14 protein-coding genes are annotated in these 15825 nt (G+C 43.6%); 3 read left to right on the top strand and 11 right to left on the bottom strand.

Features of this window, described 5'->3' with window-relative positions; translation table 11 throughout:
- Positions 1 to 103: 103 nt before the first annotated feature.
- Positions 104 to 685: a TetR/AcrR family transcriptional regulator gene (locus NSS87_RS15975; protein ID WP_339241163.1), complete on the bottom strand. Its 582-nt coding sequence runs from the start codon at positions 683 to 685 to the stop codon at positions 104 to 106.
- 91 nt (positions 686 to 776) lie between these two features.
- The gene (locus tag NSS87_RS15970; RefSeq protein ID WP_339241161.1) at positions 777 to 1787 is read right to left on the bottom strand and encodes a fumarylacetoacetate hydrolase family protein; all 1011 of its coding nucleotides are present in this window, start codon (positions 1785 to 1787) and stop codon (positions 777 to 779) included.
- 155 nt (positions 1788 to 1942) lie between these two features.
- Between NSS87_RS15970 and NSS87_RS15965 the strand changes: the two genes are divergently transcribed.
- Positions 1943 to 2965: an MBL fold metallo-hydrolase gene (locus NSS87_RS15965; RefSeq protein WP_339241159.1), complete on the top strand. Its 1023-nt coding sequence runs from the start codon at positions 1943 to 1945 to the stop codon at positions 2963 to 2965.
- Between the two features lie 165 nt (positions 2966 to 3130).
- Here the strand turns inward: NSS87_RS15965 and NSS87_RS15960 are convergent, their stop codons facing one another.
- The 3 genes from NSS87_RS15960 to NSS87_RS15950 form a co-directional block, all read right to left on the bottom strand.
- Positions 3131 to 3955, bottom strand: coding sequence for a hypothetical protein (locus NSS87_RS15960; protein ID WP_339241155.1), 825 nt, complete (start codon positions 3953 to 3955; stop codon positions 3131 to 3133).
- Positions 3956 to 4040: 85 nt separating this feature from the next.
- Positions 4041 to 4634, bottom strand: coding sequence for an RNA polymerase sigma factor (locus NSS87_RS15955; RefSeq protein WP_042188431.1), 594 nt, complete (start codon positions 4632 to 4634; stop codon positions 4041 to 4043).
- A 258-nt stretch (positions 4635 to 4892) separates the two neighbouring features.
- The gene (locus tag NSS87_RS15950; protein WP_339241153.1) at positions 4893 to 5039 is read right to left on the bottom strand and encodes a hypothetical protein; all 147 of its coding nucleotides are present in this window, start codon (positions 5037 to 5039) and stop codon (positions 4893 to 4895) included.
- A 58-nt stretch (positions 5040 to 5097) separates the two neighbouring features.
- Between NSS87_RS15950 and NSS87_RS15945 the strand changes: the two genes are divergently transcribed.
- Positions 5098 to 5625 (top strand): DUF1036 domain-containing protein, encoded by a 528-nt coding sequence (locus NSS87_RS15945; RefSeq protein WP_339241150.1) that lies wholly within the window; start codon positions 5098 to 5100, stop codon positions 5623 to 5625.
- A gap of 68 nt (positions 5626 to 5693) precedes the next feature.
- Here NSS87_RS15945 and cydC read toward each other — a convergent pair whose 3' ends face one another.
- The 6 genes from cydC to NSS87_RS15915 all read right to left on the bottom strand — a co-directional run bounded on the left by cydC (position 5694) and on the right by NSS87_RS15915 (position 14998).
- Positions 5694 to 7421: a thiol reductant ABC exporter subunit CydC gene (cydC, locus tag NSS87_RS15940; protein WP_339241148.1), complete on the bottom strand. Its 1728-nt coding sequence runs from the start codon at positions 7419 to 7421 to the stop codon at positions 5694 to 5696.
- Positions 7418 to 9250 carry a thiol reductant ABC exporter subunit CydD gene (cydD, locus tag NSS87_RS15935; protein WP_339241146.1) on the bottom strand — a complete coding sequence of 611 codons (1833 nt, stop codon included), beginning with the start codon at positions 9248 to 9250 and terminating at the stop codon, positions 7418 to 7420. The genes cydC and cydD overlap by 4 nt, the downstream gene beginning before the upstream one ends.
- 68 nt (positions 9251 to 9318) lie before the next feature.
- Positions 9319 to 10335, bottom strand: coding sequence for a cytochrome d ubiquinol oxidase subunit II (locus NSS87_RS15930; protein ID WP_042188427.1), 1017 nt, complete (start codon positions 10333 to 10335; stop codon positions 9319 to 9321).
- A complete protein-coding gene (locus tag NSS87_RS15925; protein ID WP_339241143.1) occupies positions 10332 to 11696 on the bottom strand; it encodes a cytochrome ubiquinol oxidase subunit I in 1365 nt (454 codons plus the stop codon). Before NSS87_RS15925 ends, NSS87_RS15930 begins: the two co-directional genes overlap by 4 nt.
- A 540-nt stretch (positions 11697 to 12236) precedes the next feature.
- Positions 12237 to 13139 (bottom strand): GNAT family N-acetyltransferase, encoded by a 903-nt coding sequence (locus NSS87_RS15920; protein WP_339241140.1) that lies wholly within the window; start codon positions 13137 to 13139, stop codon positions 12237 to 12239.
- An 11-nt stretch (positions 13140 to 13150) separates the two neighbouring features.
- Positions 13151 to 14998 carry a hypothetical protein gene (locus NSS87_RS15915; protein WP_339241138.1) on the bottom strand — a complete coding sequence of 616 codons (1848 nt, stop codon included), beginning with the start codon at positions 14996 to 14998 and terminating at the stop codon, positions 13151 to 13153.
- A gap of 196 nt (positions 14999 to 15194) precedes the next feature.
- On the opposite strand from NSS87_RS15915, the gene NSS87_RS15910 reads away from it, so the two are divergent.
- On the top strand, positions 15195 to 15713 hold the full coding sequence (locus NSS87_RS15910) for a TetR/AcrR family transcriptional regulator (protein WP_179086711.1): 519 nt from the start codon (positions 15195 to 15197) through the stop codon (positions 15711 to 15713).
- Positions 15714 to 15825 lie beyond the last annotated feature (112 nt).

Below are 15825 nucleotides of genomic sequence, written 5' to 3'. Positions count from 1 at the left end.
TCGCTGCATGCTCTTCCATTAGATGAATGAATAGTAACACCGTGTTTCCAGACTCAGCCCGTTCACGTAAGTTTAGACTTCTCATTAAATAAAGCAATAGTGCTTATGGCTGAGCCAAAATTCCTTTAACAAACAATGAGACACTGTGCTTGTAGAACTCTTCTTCGGTGACGAGTTGGGATTGATATTGACGGTGAATCAGCTCGCTCATCTGAAATCCGTAGCACATCGAGAGAAAAGACATTGCGACAAGACGCTCATCCTGTCTGGCTATAACTTTTTTCTTCTGCAAGCGTTCAAAATATTCAACCAGCAAGGAGTGAAGCTTCGCCGGCGGATCGGCCAGCACTCTGTCTAATTCGGGAAGCATTCCTTTGTCGCGGATGCCAATCAAAATGATATCCGCATTTTTATGGAAAAACAAACGGTACTGCTGGCTTACATTCAGCAGATCGATTTCCGGGTTATCGGTCGCGTCCTCTTTTAACAGCTTCTCAAATTGCGGGATATCCGAATGTCTTTCAATGATGGCTTCCAATATGCCCTGCTTGCTTCCAAATTGCCGAAAAATCGTAGATTCATTGACTTTAGCTTCCGTTGCAATGGCTTTGGTGCTTACTCCCCGATAGCCATTCTTTTTGATGAGCTGTGTCGCGGCTTCAATGATTCTGTCTGAAGTTTGCATTGTATTTCTCCTTTTGCATATGTTAATCCTATTCTACTACAAGTTTTGCATATGCAGCAGGGTCGGGGTTCATCATTTTGATAAACGTTTTTTAAGGCAAATCGCTTCTTTTTTCCCAGCGGCTTGGTTCCGTAATCTTGACATGAACAGGCACCAATTGCGTGAGCGTGCCTAATTTATCAAATGTAATCTGGATTCGGTCAGAGGGCAACAGCCATTCTTCGGTCTCGATTGCGCAGCAATCCGGTATCGTCCCCATTCCTATAATCGTGCCCGGGAGCGGCGTGAAAACTTTGAGAACCTCCTCCATCACTTTTGCAGGATGTGCAGAATACTCGGATGTGCTCCCCTTCCAGTGCAGTCTCTCCCCGATGAATACATTCACATCCAGTACCAGCGGATTGTCGATTTCATCCGGCGTAACCAGAAATGGCCCTATTCCTTTGCTGCGATCAAAATCTTTGCAGCGCGTCGGTCCGGTCAGCCCCTGGAAATCCGGCCATTGCACATCGCGGACAGTACTGTCATTAAAAATAACATAACCTGCAATGCAGTTCTCCATCCCTGTAACAAAGGCCAACTCCGGCTCAATATCCAAGTAGGAAGAGTACGAAGGCCAATGAATCGTATCTCCATCGCCAATTAATGCATTATGGTTACATTTGTAATAACTGAAAGTTACTTTGTTCGGATCTTGCTGGAATTTTTCAGCAATTTTTTGTTTAAGCTCTTCTCTTTCCGGCCCTGTATATTCTCTTTGCAGCAGATTTACGCCAGCATTTCTCAGATGTCTTGGTGTCAGTCCGAAATCGATAAGCGCAGCCGGATTTGGAACTGGCGGCAGCAGTTTTACCGCTACAATCGGGCAGATTTCATTTTCATTAAATTGATGCGACTGTTCGACCGCATATTGCATTAATTCCTTAGCGGCATCATAACTTGACGGTAAATAATGAAGATAGCTGTCCATACTTTCAAGACTGTCAACGAATGTTCCCTGCTTTTTCATGATTACGGCAAAAGACACGACAAATTTCTCGTTAATTACAAGCCCAAACAAAGGTTCCTGGGATGTCTTGGTTTGAAAGGTTACTAGTTTCATGTTGCAGCGCCTCCATGCATGTAGTGTGATGTTGTTCTGTTACATCATATTACATGGAGCGAATGCATGCAAGTACATGCTTGCATTTATGTTTTCCACTCTCTATAATAAAGGCATGCTTTACCCCAAAAACATATACACAAAGGAGAATTTTCATGAAGTATGGACGTATTATCCAAAAACCTCGCGTTAAATTTTTTGAAGTCGCAGATGGCGTCTTTGCCGGTATTTCGCCGTATCGCGGCATCAGTTGGGCCAATGCCGGGTTCATCAACAAGGGTGAAGGGCTGGTGTATGACACGTTCTTCGATTTGTTCCATGCACGGGAAATGCGGGAGGCTTTTAAGGAAGTAAGTAACGGTGGCTCTCCCGCATATGTGGTGAACTCGCACTATAACAGTGATCATGCCTGGGGAAACAAAGTGTTTGAAGATGCTTGCATTATTATGCACAAGGAAGCGTCCAGAGAGCGTCTCACCGAAAATATCGCCTGGATGGATAACGTCATCAGAAGAGGAAAGGATTCTCCGGAATCGACTTCGGGCGAGCGGTTTTTTGCAGCAGAATTTGAAGGATTCGACCTGGAAGGCGTAGAATGGGTGCTCCCGAATATTGAGATAAAGGACGATATCAACATCCGTCTTGGCGATACGGAAGTTATGATTTACAACGTAGCTCCGGCCCACTCTGACAGTGACTTGCTGCTGTGGATGCCAAAAGAAAAAGTGCTGTTCGCCGGCGATGTCGTGTTTAACGGGTGTACGGCATACAGCGAAGAGGGAACCCACAATTGGGTTAAAGTGCTTGACCGCATTATTGATGAAATTAAACCCGAAATCGTTATTCCAGGACATGGCGCCATCTGCGGCCTGGACTTCGTGAAGGAACAGAGAGACTACCTCCTGAACTTGATCAGCGAGTTCAACAAGCATTACAATGACGAAATTGATGCCTTGTCCCTGACCAAGCAAATTGATATTTCCCGCTTCCTTCATTGGATTCAGCCAGAACGCTTGTATGTTACAGTGGACATCCTATTGAAAAGCAAACGAGGGTTACCACCCCTTCCAATTTGGAACGAGGTGCCTGCTAAGCTGGAAGACATGAAAGTTTTTTTGGCCGGAAAATATGGTAATCAAATCAAGCCATGGGACCCTATGAGTGTTTGGCAAGAATAGCAATTTACAGCTAACCTATGAAAAACAAAAGAACGGCCCTGTCGCAAACGATGCGAACAGCGGCCGTTCTTTTGAATTGTTCAACGGAATTAAAATGGGCGCTTAGAACCGACTATGATCAACCCCAACTAGATTTGGAGAAGATTCCCGTTGTTTTAATATTTATTATTCCAAATAGCCTTTTGCAATTTTCATCAAAGTTTCTTTGCTTACTTTATTTATGTCTCCACGTAAAGTATAGGCGTATTTCACCTTTTTGTCTGGGCTCTCGTATACCCATTTCAGCTCGTGCGTCTGCGAAGGAGCAAATTCTGTATGCAGCATTTCTACTCCCTTCACTTGAACCTTCTCCTGCTTAAATTCAACCTTCTCGTCAATATACATCGTAGGATCGCTCTTTCCACTCAGATTAGTGATATTAACCCCGATTTTATCTTCGCCATTTTGATACGTAGCAAAGAGAAGGAAAAACTGATCTGTCATTTCAACCGGCATCATGGCATATCCCTGATTGGATTCTTCCGCCTGCTTTCTCAGCTTTTCTGCCATTTTCTTTTTTTCTTCCGAAGAAGGAGGATTCACTTCCTGAGCATTTTTAAAGATTACGTCCGCCTTTTGGAATGTATAATTTCCATTGACTTTGTCTGCGATCTTAATGGATTTATCCGTAATCTTATCTCTCAATTGAGAAAGATCTTGGAAGATAGTCACCTTCGTTCCAAGAATTGTTTCATGATTCGGATTATTGGCAACCATATAGAACAGCCCAGCTTCCCCGTTCTTTAGCACCTTATCCTTAAGTTCATAAAATGCCTTGTAACGCTCTATCTCATCTTTCGATTCTGTTTTTCCGTAATCTTTCGTCGATTTAGTCTCATATACGACTTCGCCATCCTTATTCGTCAAAGAATGATATTGAACTGCCGCATAACCTGTGGAGGCCATTAACATCATCCCTACACACGCAGTCAAAACAACTTTATATTTCATAAAAAACCTCTCCTTTTCTTTTGGCTTAGCATGTAATATTCTCATTACTTTTCCTGTCAAGTCGGCGTCGGGAATGCGCGGGTCATCAAACAGTCTTTTCAAATCCCGATCCCTGTCCATATTCATACACTCCCACTCCCTTCACTTGAGCATAATACTTTCGAAATTTTGCAGATGCACGTTCGTACTTTTTACGAAGGCTGGCACTGTTTTTGCCGAGAATCAATCCGATCTCCTGGTAGCTTTTATCCTCGACACAACGTAAGATTAACAAATTACGCTCTTCCGCCGATAATTTTGCCATGGCTTGATGTACGGATTCATCAAAATAGTTGGCTTCAATATGCAAGTCGACTTCATTATTTTCTTTCTCATCCTGGTAAAAGAAAGGCAAATATTTCACCAACTTTCGCTTACGGATGATGTCGATACATTGATGGTAGGCAATCTTGTATACCCAGGCGCCAAAATCTATTTGATATTGGGTATATTTCTTCAACGTGCGGAATGTCTTCAAAAATACTTCCTGTGCGTTATCCTCGGCTTCGGCGTAATTGCCCAGCATATGATAACAGTAGAGAAAAATCGGTTTTTGATAAACCTCCATGATTTTTTCGAATTTTTCTGTGTCCCCATCCAACACATCTGCAATGATCTGACTTAACTCCGTATCATTCAAGCTGTCTCCCCCCCTTTCACTCTATACAACGAAGAGCTCGACCCAAAATGTGACAGCAATTGTTCATGGATTAAGCCATAGCTAATTACTTCAAAGAGTATGCCATCATAAACCTTAGGAATATCATGACTATGTATCATCACATTTTCTGTAGTAGATTCAAAGAAAAAACGGATTTTGGTGTTACCTAAATCATATATAAAAAACGAAAGGTGCCCTAAACAGCCATAAATTGGCCTTCTGGACACCGCAAGTGAATTAATCAGTCTTTTGTTTTAGATATTCATCTAGGTACGATTGTTGAAATAAAACTGTAATAAGTAGTGCTAGAACTTCATAAATCCATATCGTCAGTTTACTCATGAGCAGCCCAATCGATTCGAAATTGTTTCTCTTGATGTCCATTTCCTTCTCCTATTAAACTGCATACTTTATTCTATTAACAAGAAGGGAGCTGAATGCAATGGGACTTAGTTTTCGTAACAATACGAGTTTAACTGTATATGTTGCTTTCGCATATTACTCCTCTGCAAGCTGTAATCAGGGCTCTAACCCCTTGATACCTTGGCCCAGCTGGTATGAAGCGGTAGGTTGGTACACAATAAATCCAGGTCAAACGGTAGAGGTATTGAGTGGGGCAGTCAACAATCGAGAGAAATATTACTATGCTGAATCTACAGATAGGAGTCTTGTATGGTCAGGTGTTAACTATCTTACTCTACCGCAAAATGCTTTCAAACTTTGTGGTGGCGCAGGTTACTGTGATGCTCCGCTTTGTAGAAGGCTAGGATTGAGAAAAATCAGTATTGGTAACTTCAGAAATTATACAGTTAATATTGTATCTAGTAATATTCAAAGTCAATCTAAGTTTTTAAATGTCAACACAGCAGTTCCTGGTAAAAAGAATAGTGTTGGCCGGAGTACCTCTCCTATTAAAGGTCTTCGAGTTGTACGGCCTGCTGCTGGCAGAAAATCTATCTCGAAACGTTAAGCGAAAAAATGCAGAAACAGTCTTGGACTTTCCTATTCAGTCCAAGACTGTTTCTACTTTTCAAAACATCACACTCCAACTTCTCCTATCATTTGCTGTTCGATTTGTTTCATCTCATAAAAATAGCCTTTTTGCCCCATCAACTCCGAATAGGAACCCGTTTCGACTACCTTGCCTTGGTCCATGACCACAATTCGGTCCATCTCTTCCAATCCGGTTAGCCGATGACAAATCAAGAGAAGCGTATCATTAGCCGCCTGTGCGTAGAGATGCTTCAAAACGTGATGCTCTGTCAAATAATCCAGCGATGAAGTTGGTTCGTCCAGAAGCCATACCCGTCCTTTGCGGAGCATCGCTCGCGCCAGAGCCAACCGCTGCTTCTCGCCGTCTGACAGATTCTCTCCTTTTTCATACACCGTATCGGTCAACGATGTATCGGGCAGCTGCATTTTAGCTAGCACATCCAACAATTGTTCGTCAGTATGTTCTTCTCCATTCAGCAGCAGGTTGTCCCGGATCGTTCCCCGGAAAAAATGACTTTGCTGAAACACTACATTAGCCGTTTGCCAAATGCTCGTCTCATCCAGTTCCTTCACCGAAGTACCGTTTAATCGTATATCTCCAGCCGTTGGTGTTCGCAGTTTGAGCAGCAATTCGATAATTGTTGATTTTCCTGACCCACTCGGCCCGACAATCGCCGTTTTGGAGCCAGGTATAATGTGCAGGGACACATCCCTGAGCGCCGGTCTCCACTCCCCATCATATTGAAACGTAACATCGGATAGTTCCATCGTAACAGCATGATCAACAGACAATGTGCCACTTGGCTGCGAGGACTGCTCATCAAAGGTCTGAACTGTTTCCGTCAGTCGTTTGGCTGCGTGTTCGCTGTCCTCTTTATACGCGGGTAATGTGGCCATAGCCGTCGCTTCTTCAAATACGGTTTGGGATGCCATGACCAACATGGCAAGAAATACTCCTGCAAGCGCTCCTTCCATAATTAAATAGGCGCCGAGCGTCAGCACTCCCCAGGAAACGAGAAACGTAACAAAAGTGTGCATCGATTGCCCGCGCAACAAGTGCCCGGCTGCTCGTTGCTGTTCAGTTGCCAATACAGCGGAAGCGTGCTGAAGCTGTTCCTCCCGTTGTGCCAATTGACCGTATACTTTCAAATCCCGGAAACCGTACAACACTTCGGTAACTTCCGTAGATAGCTGCGCCCTCTGCTCACGAACGCGTCCATGTATTCTCCGCTGCCCGAGTAACACAATTCCCGGTACAACGAATGCCGTTATCAGCATACCTAGTACAAACAAAACGGCAATCCAGATCGAAAAGGTAGAAGTAAACAGCACCGTAGCCAAAAACACCATGACGACCATGATCGGAGGATAAGCGACTCGCAAGAAATAATTTTGTAAACTTTCGACATCCCCAACGATCCGCGCAAGCAGATCCCCGCTTCGATTTTTGTTCAATATACCAGGCGTTAAAGGAATAAGCTTGGCAAAAAAGGATGTACGTAAACGGCTAAGCATGGAGAATGTCGCCCGGTGAGAATATAAGCGTTCTCCATAACGACTCGCCGCCCGAAGCAGACCAAGCAGTTTGACCATCGAGGTGAGTACAATTAAAGTATAAAGCGGTGGCGCAAATACCGTTTGCGAAATTAGATACCCGCTCGCAGAAAAGAGTGCCACACCGGCTATGCCGGCGATAAATCCACCCAAAATCGAAAGAATGATATCCTTACGCTCCTGAATCATCGCCTTTGACAGAACGGCCAGTTCATTCATGAGGATATCCCCCCTTTCCGCTCTACATCAATCATCTCGGCATATTGAGGCAGGCGACCCAGAAGCTCTTCATGCCGTCCGGAGTCCACCAACACTCCATTGTCCATAAACAAAATCTTGTCGGCTTGTTGAATCGTATATAATCGGTGAGCCACCGTAATCATCGTAGCCGTTTTTGCCAGTTTGGCTATGGAGCGTTGCAGTACCCGCTCGGTGTGCAAATCCAGTCCAACTGTGGGTTCATCAAACAAAATGATAGCAGGACGCTTCAAAAAAGTGCGTGCTAAGGCAAGCCGCTGCTTTTCCCCACCAGACAGTCCCCTGCCTCCTTCACCAACAAAGGTATCAAATCCATGCTCCAATTGGGCTGTAAGCGCAGTGAGCCCTGCTTCCTCCCCCGCCCGCTCAATTTCTGCTCTGGAGATGCTCCCACGAGCACCAATCGCAATATTTTCAGAAAATGTGCCTGCAAAAATATACGGATGCTGTGTAATGTAGCTAACATGTTCGAACCATTCGGTTTCATCGTATTGCGAGAGTGGACTTCCATTCACCAGAAGCGTTCCAGATTCTGGTTTCAGCAGACCGGCAATGAGATGGAGCAAAGTCGTTTTACCGGAACCACTTTTACCTACAATAGCAATATGTTCTCCCGGTTTAAACTGGATCCGACCCGTCTCAAGCTTGAATGAATCTGGAGCATATTGAAACTGAAGATGATCTATTTCCATGGATGGCGGTACTGAAAGATCATTGGAATTTCCAATTTCTAATTTGCTTCCCTTGTCGACCCTATCCATGCTGTCGATCTCGTTAATTCCATCGGTTGTTAATGCTCCTTCAATGCTATTCGCGTCCCTGCTCTCCCCTGCCGGTTCTTCAAGCATCTGTTCCACCTTACGAACCGCACCCATACTTGTCCGGCCACTGTGAAAGGCCGTTCCCGTATTCTTTAACAGGTTGTAAAACTCGGGAACGAGCAACAACACGAGAAAGGCGGTGTGGAACGTCATAGATTTGAAAACGAGCAACTGGATGGCCAGTTCAAGAGCGACAATGCCAATGCTTAGCATCACGATCGATTCCAGCATAAAGGTATTCGTAAACGCAATCTTCAAAATGCCCATTGTGGCATCACGGTAACTCAGGCTACTGTGTTCAATTTTCTGTTGCTGACGGTGTGCCCGTCCAAATATTTTCAACGTCACTAGCCCTTGAAGAGAATCCAGAAACGTACCTGAAAACTCGGCCAGTTGCGCATATTTTTCTTCGGATTTGTTCTTCGTTTTCAGTCCTACCAAAATCATGAATAGCGGGATGAATGGAGCTGTAAATAATAGAATGAAACCTGTGTTGGCATGTTGGATAAATGTAACGACCAAAATCAGAATCGGGATGATAGCAGCTTCCATCATACGTGGCATGTACTGACTGAAATAACTATCAGCCTCATCCACAGCATCCAGAGCAATACTGACCTTCCCTCCCGTCTGTCCACGAAGGGTTGAAGGCATGGAAGCATGGGTCAAGTTTTGCAGCACGGCTGAGCGCATATTTGTCTTGGCGGTGGCAGCCATGTGCAAGCCAACTTTACCGTTTCCATATGACAACAGTGTGCGTGCAGCCATAACAGCCAGAAGAATGCCGAGCAACACGATTACCGATGAAAATGAAGCTCTCTCCACAAAAATCCGTTGGACTGCTTCAGCAAGCAGTCCAGCCTGACTCACAATAGCAGTACCAAGCGCGAGCGAAATGATCGCGAGGAGGGCCATATTTTTTCTTTGTGAAGACATTTGTTGAGAAATCAGACTGGATTTCCTCGGCACAGATCACACCTCCTTTATATATAGGCTTATAGAGAAACCTCAAACACACCGTAATGGATCAATTAGCTTTATTTTTTCCCTTTTACATAATCCGCATCAAACAGGAAGAGTTTGAAGACCAGAATAAGGGATGGGATCAACAGGCACAGACCGCCGATAAACACAACAACTAACGCTAAGCCCATTGCTGGTGAAGTTGCACTGCTCTGAATCGTGATATACGGATCGAGAATATAAGGGTATTGCCCAATCCCATAAGCGAAGAAGGCACAGAAAAATTGCAGCATGATGCATATGAAAGCTAATCCGTAACGGCGTCCGTTATATAAGAGCCACATCGCGATCATGAAGAAAGCAACGGAAAGTGCCAAGAGCCACCATAAATCCATCATATTTTGAAAATGCCGCTCATTGTGTTGACCCAAATAGATAAATGCTGTCAGTGCGAGAATTATCGTCGGTGTGCTCCAAAACAGGGCGTAGTTCCGCATCAGCTTCAACGCGGAATGATCCTCTGCACGAGATGCGTAAAAAGTCAGAAATGAGCCGCTTATGAACAAAACGGACACGATTGCCAGTCCAACGATGCTCCACGATAACGGATTGGTAAACAGCGCCCAGTAATCCAGAGAAACCGTCTCAGCCTGCTTCACAATAAAGCCGCCTTCAGACAAAGTAAGTGCCACTGACAACGAAGCCGGAATAAGCAGACCTGTAGCTCCGTACAAAAAAAGATATACTATGTTTTTCTTGGAACCATAATTTTCAAAAGCGTAGAACGAACCGCGAATCGCAAGAAGAATAACTGCAATACTTCCCGGAACAAGCAGCGCAGAGCCATAATAATAGGCTGTGTCCGGAAAAAATCCGACGATGCCAATATAGAAAAAGATAAAAAATACATTTGTAATCTCCCAAACGGGTGATAAATATCGGGAAATCAGACGATTAATGAGATGATCCTGCTTCGTCAAACGGGCATAAAAGGCGAAGAATCCTGCTCCGAAATCAATGGAAGCTATAATTAAATAGCCGTACAAGAACAGCCAGAGCACCGAGATGCCAATTATTTCGTAACTCATCATTCAGTGCCCCCCTTTTCCACAGATTGATTAGGATGTTCCTTCATCCATTTCTCCATCTCAACTTCTGCCGGATTATTGTTGAACAAACGTCTTAGCACGATTACACACATAGTGCCGAGTACGATGTACAAGAGTAATAAGGCGAAGAATATAATTCTTACATTCGGTGAAGTCGTGGCAGCCTCCTCTACACGCATATATCCGCGGATAATCCACGGCTGTCGCCCAACTTCTGCATAAAACCAGCCCAGCTCTACAGCTAGAAAAGCGAGCGGTGCGATCAGTGCGATGATGCCAAGCATCCACTTGTTAAGCACATTGCGTTTTTTCCAGAACACAAACAGGAAGTACAGGACCGAAATCGCGAGCAGAGCAAATCCGATTCCAGCCATTAAATCAAACAGATAGTGAACAAGAAGCGGTGGCCATTCTTCCTTGGGGAATTCCTCCAGCCCCGTTACCTCCGCATTAAAGTCTCCAAAGGCCAGGAAGCTGAGCACTTTCGGCAAATGAAGAGCCCCTATCACTTCATGCTCTGCATTCAGCCATCCCATTAGAACCAAGTCCACACCGCTACCCGTCTCAAAATGCCACTCTGCCGCTGCAAGCTTCTCTGGCTGATGCTCGGCCAAAAACTTGGCGGACACATCACCAGCTAATGTGTTCAGCAAGCTGAACAGCAAAACGACCGCCATCATGAGATTCAAGGATTTTTTGTGGTATGCGGACACTCCTTTTCTCAGCATCGCAAAGGCTGCAATCCCGGCTAACAAGGCAGCTCCTGTCAAATAGGCCGAGCTTAATACATGGAATACCTTGGAGAACGTCGCCGTATTCAGCATCGCTTGCACCGGGTCAATCGCTGTGAATTGGCCCGCTTCCATGACAAAGCCTCCAGGCTGGTTCATGAATCCGTTCACCGTCGTAATAAAAACGGCAGACATGCCTGCCCCGGCGACAATCGGAATCGTCAACAGCCAATGGATATACGGATTTTTAAACCGATCCCACGTATACAAATAAATGCCCAGGAAGATGGCCTCAAAAAAGAACGCGAACACTTCCATGAATAACGGAAGTGCAATAACATTCCCAGCCAGTTTCATAAAATTCGGCCATACCAGGGCTAATTGTAGTGATATGGCTGTACCGGTCACGACACCAACCGCTACAGAAATGACAAATCCCCGAGACCATCTCTTTGCCATAAGTGTATAATGGGGATCCTTTTTGCGGATCCCGATGAACTCTGCAATAGCGATCATTAGCGGTATACCGACGCCAATCGTCGCAAAAATAACGTGGAACCCGAGAGTCAAGCCTGTCACCAGCCTGCTCCATAGCACCGTATCAATTGCCATTCTTTACTGCTCCCTTCAAACGCTGTTCATTTTTCGTCATAACTTGATGCTTATGATTAGGCCGGCTAATTCTGGGGCTGCATTCAATATCAGGTTTAGCAGGGCTCAGCGACATCGTTGCCTGTTCGTTTTAGTATGACGTTCCTCGTTCTTTGCTATGTAAAAAGAGAAAAATTTCACAAAGCAAGAGTTGGCGAGCCTGATTTACCTGATACTGAGCAGTCAAATTAATAACGTGACCTAATGATTAAAATCATCTTATCTTAAATTGCAAGTAATTCAATCACAGATATCTCTTAATCCCTAAATGTTCAAGAAAGGGTCAAATCTTTCTGACAACTCAGTGAATAACATAAAAAGAACCCAAAAGAGCTATTGATTCAATAGCGTATATATGATTTCACAAGTCTCCTCCTACTTCGATGTTAGAAAAAAACAATATTTCCTCATTTTAACCTCTAATATATCCCCCCTTCTGCAACAAAAAAAACACTGACTCAAATCATCAGTGTTTTTGAATTAAAGCTAATGTCATCTTCGTCATGACAAATCTTTCTCCATTTCATATTGCTCGATGTATACGTCAAGACCAACGCTTTTAAGGAAGCGTATAGAATTTGTATCTCTTTTGTCTACATTATTGACGGTGATGATAGAATGTCTCTCTCCCATCCAATGAAATAAGGAACGTCCAAATCCCCGGTTTCTTTTTTCTCGCAAAATACCGAACTGTAGAACTGCTCCGTTGGCCGATTTTATTACCGCGTATCCACAAATCTTATTCTCTTCCCTTATCGTGACCACATCGTATAAATGCGGGTTTCGTAAAATTGCATGAACAGATTGTTCCCAAGAAGGTTCAAAATTCCAATAAGAATGTACCGATGTCCAATCGAATTCTTCCAGTCGAACCATAGTAATGAATGTATGTTTATGATCGTCCGGAAGGGTTACATCAATACGCCCCTTGAAACAAGCCAATTCTCTATGGATTTGAAATCCTATGGCGGTATACGCTTTTATAGCTTTATCATTCGTTTGAATCACTTCAAGCAAACACTTTTGAATATGAGCTTCTTTAAGGATGGGAAGAGCATGACGATATATTTGTTCGACTAGCCTTCTCCCTCTATAAATAGGAACGACTCCTGTACCAGTATTAAAAGCAGTACTTTCGCCATTACGATCCCCGATGCCATGCATAACAAATGCAATCAGTTTATCTTGATCAAAAGCACCAAATGAGATCTGATAATTAACTCCCGCGCCTGCAAATTTATCAGCTAAATACTCCGAAGAAACATGAAATGGAATTACATAATCGGAAAAGGCTTCGTTAAAGCAAGTTGTAAACTCTTGTAATTCAAGATCCTTAACACTTTTGATCAACATATAGTGTTTTTCTCCTTTTCTTTTGGTACTAAGTTCTTCATCATCAGCCAATCTCCAATTCATCATTTAGTACGGCCATAGAAAAAAGAATACCCATCTGACTTTCCAAGCTTATTCGTCTCCGTTGCGTCCACTAGCTTGACCGCTTTCAGCAACGATACAATTTGCGTATGCATAAGCTTTGCATCAAATTTGTCCATCTCTCTGTTTTCACTATCCACGAGCAGATAGTCGGGCATTGGAATGAAGCCAATCACCGGTATCCCTGCTTCAAATAAAGGCTGACTCTCTCCAAACTCAAACTTGTTATGACCACGTAATAATACAGTACGTGTGCCGTCGGTCTTTTCAATAGCCTTCAGCCAAATGGCCGCCATCATTTCATTGCCCGCATAGGTATATTCTGTACTTATTTTTCCAGTTGGTCTATAGTGACCCGTATTATCGTCCTTCCACTCCATACTGCCTAAATGCTCAACCGTAATTCCAGCTACAGCTTTTATATGGCCATTCTTGCCATCCCAGAGCTCTCGATGTCCCTCCATCCAAGTGGAAGTCGCCTGAGAGGATCCTTTGAAATCCGGTAATCTAAAATGGCCTGTCACAAAAGCGAAAATCATCGTACGTTCCGGCTGCTCCTGCTGTAAGTAACGAATCATGGACAGCATGCCCACAGCACCATTTTCCTCCACCACATTTATTCCATCCGTATGGGTATTTATGATAATCGCTTCATCTTTATTTTTCCCGTCAATTTTCACATAAAAGGATTCTGTTGGAGCATTTTTTTGTATTTCCGCTTCTAAAATAACCGTACCTTCTTTGTGCTTCTGGGCTGCATTGATCACCTTTTTCCCTTCCGTTTCATTGACCCAGATCGCAGGAATTCCAGCATAATCGGTAGTAAAAGGCACATACTGCTTTTCAACCTTATCGTCGGATACCCCTTTCCAGACAACAACAACAGCTTTCACACCCATTTCCTTCGCTTGCTCCAATTTAGCTTCTTTTAAAGCTGTAGTGAGGACTAGATCGCCTTCATTTGGGGCAATTTGGCTTTCCATTGGAGAGGAATCCCGCATGTTCATAACGATCCCACTTGGGAAATTTCTGAAATTCTCAATTTCAATGACAGCAATTTTTCCGCTGGCCTGGTCATACTCACCACGCTTCGTATATACCAGCTCCCCTGTTACCCCATTTTCGTCAGTTTCACCGGAATAAGGAAAAGCTGAAGAGACATGAATTGACTGCTGATCAATCATTAAAGAGCTGCTCTTTTCTTCCCATCGGTCAAAAGTATAGTGATCACGATAAACTTTCAGCCCCATATCTGTTACCTGTTGCTCCAGCCATGAAATAAATTGATTATGACCCTCAGAGCCGGTTGTACGGCTTCCAAAAGAATTCATTACTTCAATATCCTTCAGCATCACTGCTGCAGAATCCAATTTACGTTCATCGATCGTCACAGCCGCATCAGCTGCTAATGCCACAGGTGTTGTAATAGGTTTTGAATAGATTCCAATACCCCAAAGTGCAGTAACGATAAGAGCAGCAATGCTGAATAACACTTTACGAACCACTATCAATGGAGTGACTCTTCTGCGCACCTTTTGTCCAAAGAGTCCTCTCCATATGCCCGCTACGATCAGCAGCAAGATAGAAAGCGCAAGCAGCCAAAATTCTCTTGTCAGTAAGTACAACCCTTCTGCCACCATCGCACTAATTAACACCACATGTAACTTTTCACGCTTCTTTAAAAGTAAAAAAGAGATGCCTAATTCCGCTAACAAAAGGGTAATGGTCACTATCGAGATTACCGTTTCTTTGCCAATGAATACCGTAGCACAAAGTGCTAGGATCAAAAGCAGCCCCGCTGACAATCGTCTATATAAGTTTTCTAACATGACGCCCTCCCATTTTATCTACTACTATTTTGACATTACATTTGTAATGCCTTATGGTTTTAGCATATTGAAAAGACTCATGTAAAACAATAAAACGAACACCAGAATGTACAAACGGAGGGGATATGTCATCTCAAATCATGAATTATACAGTCCGAATACCTCTCAGCATCGTTCCAATAAAGAAACCAACCGTTTGACAAGAGAAGCCATCTGCACGGCATTAGTATACTTGATCCAGGAACAGCCTTTTAACAAAATCACCATCACCGATATTGTGAAGCGTGCAGGGGTCTCTCGAACGGCCTATTACAACAACTATTCCTCCAAGCAAGAGATCCTGGTGGATTTGGTCGATTCGCTTATTTTCGAAATTAATCAAAAACTCTTACCTTACACCAATGAATTAACAGGCAAAGCTAAAGAACCTCAAAAATTTATCAGAGTGCTTTTTGAAGTTGTTTTTCAGCAGCGGAACATCTACAAAGCACTTCAAAGCGCAAAATTTGATGATGTGATTCTGCATTGCTTGAATGAAATGATGCTCTCTACTGCTCACGACAAAAGCGATGAAAATGTGTACCGAATATACTTTAAAGCGGGGGCCCTCTATAATGTTCTCCTCAAATGGATACAATCCGACTTTGCAAAATCCATTGATGAGATGACCAAGATTTGTCTCGATGTATACCAAACACCAATGTCCCAGGAATAAGGGGTATTATCAGCAAAAAAACGTTCACTCATCAATCGATGGGTGAACGTTTCAAGCCTAATCATCTAGCAATATGCAGCTGCGGCAGAAGCCCGAATGCTCAACATGTTGA

Source organism: Paenibacillus sp. FSL F4-0243 (assembly GCF_037963295.1).
Taxonomy (GTDB): Bacteria; Bacillota; Bacilli; order Paenibacillales; family Paenibacillaceae; genus Paenibacillus_AQ.
Note: the sequence above shows the minus strand (reverse complement) of the source record. Positions and strands in the feature narration are given on the sequence as shown.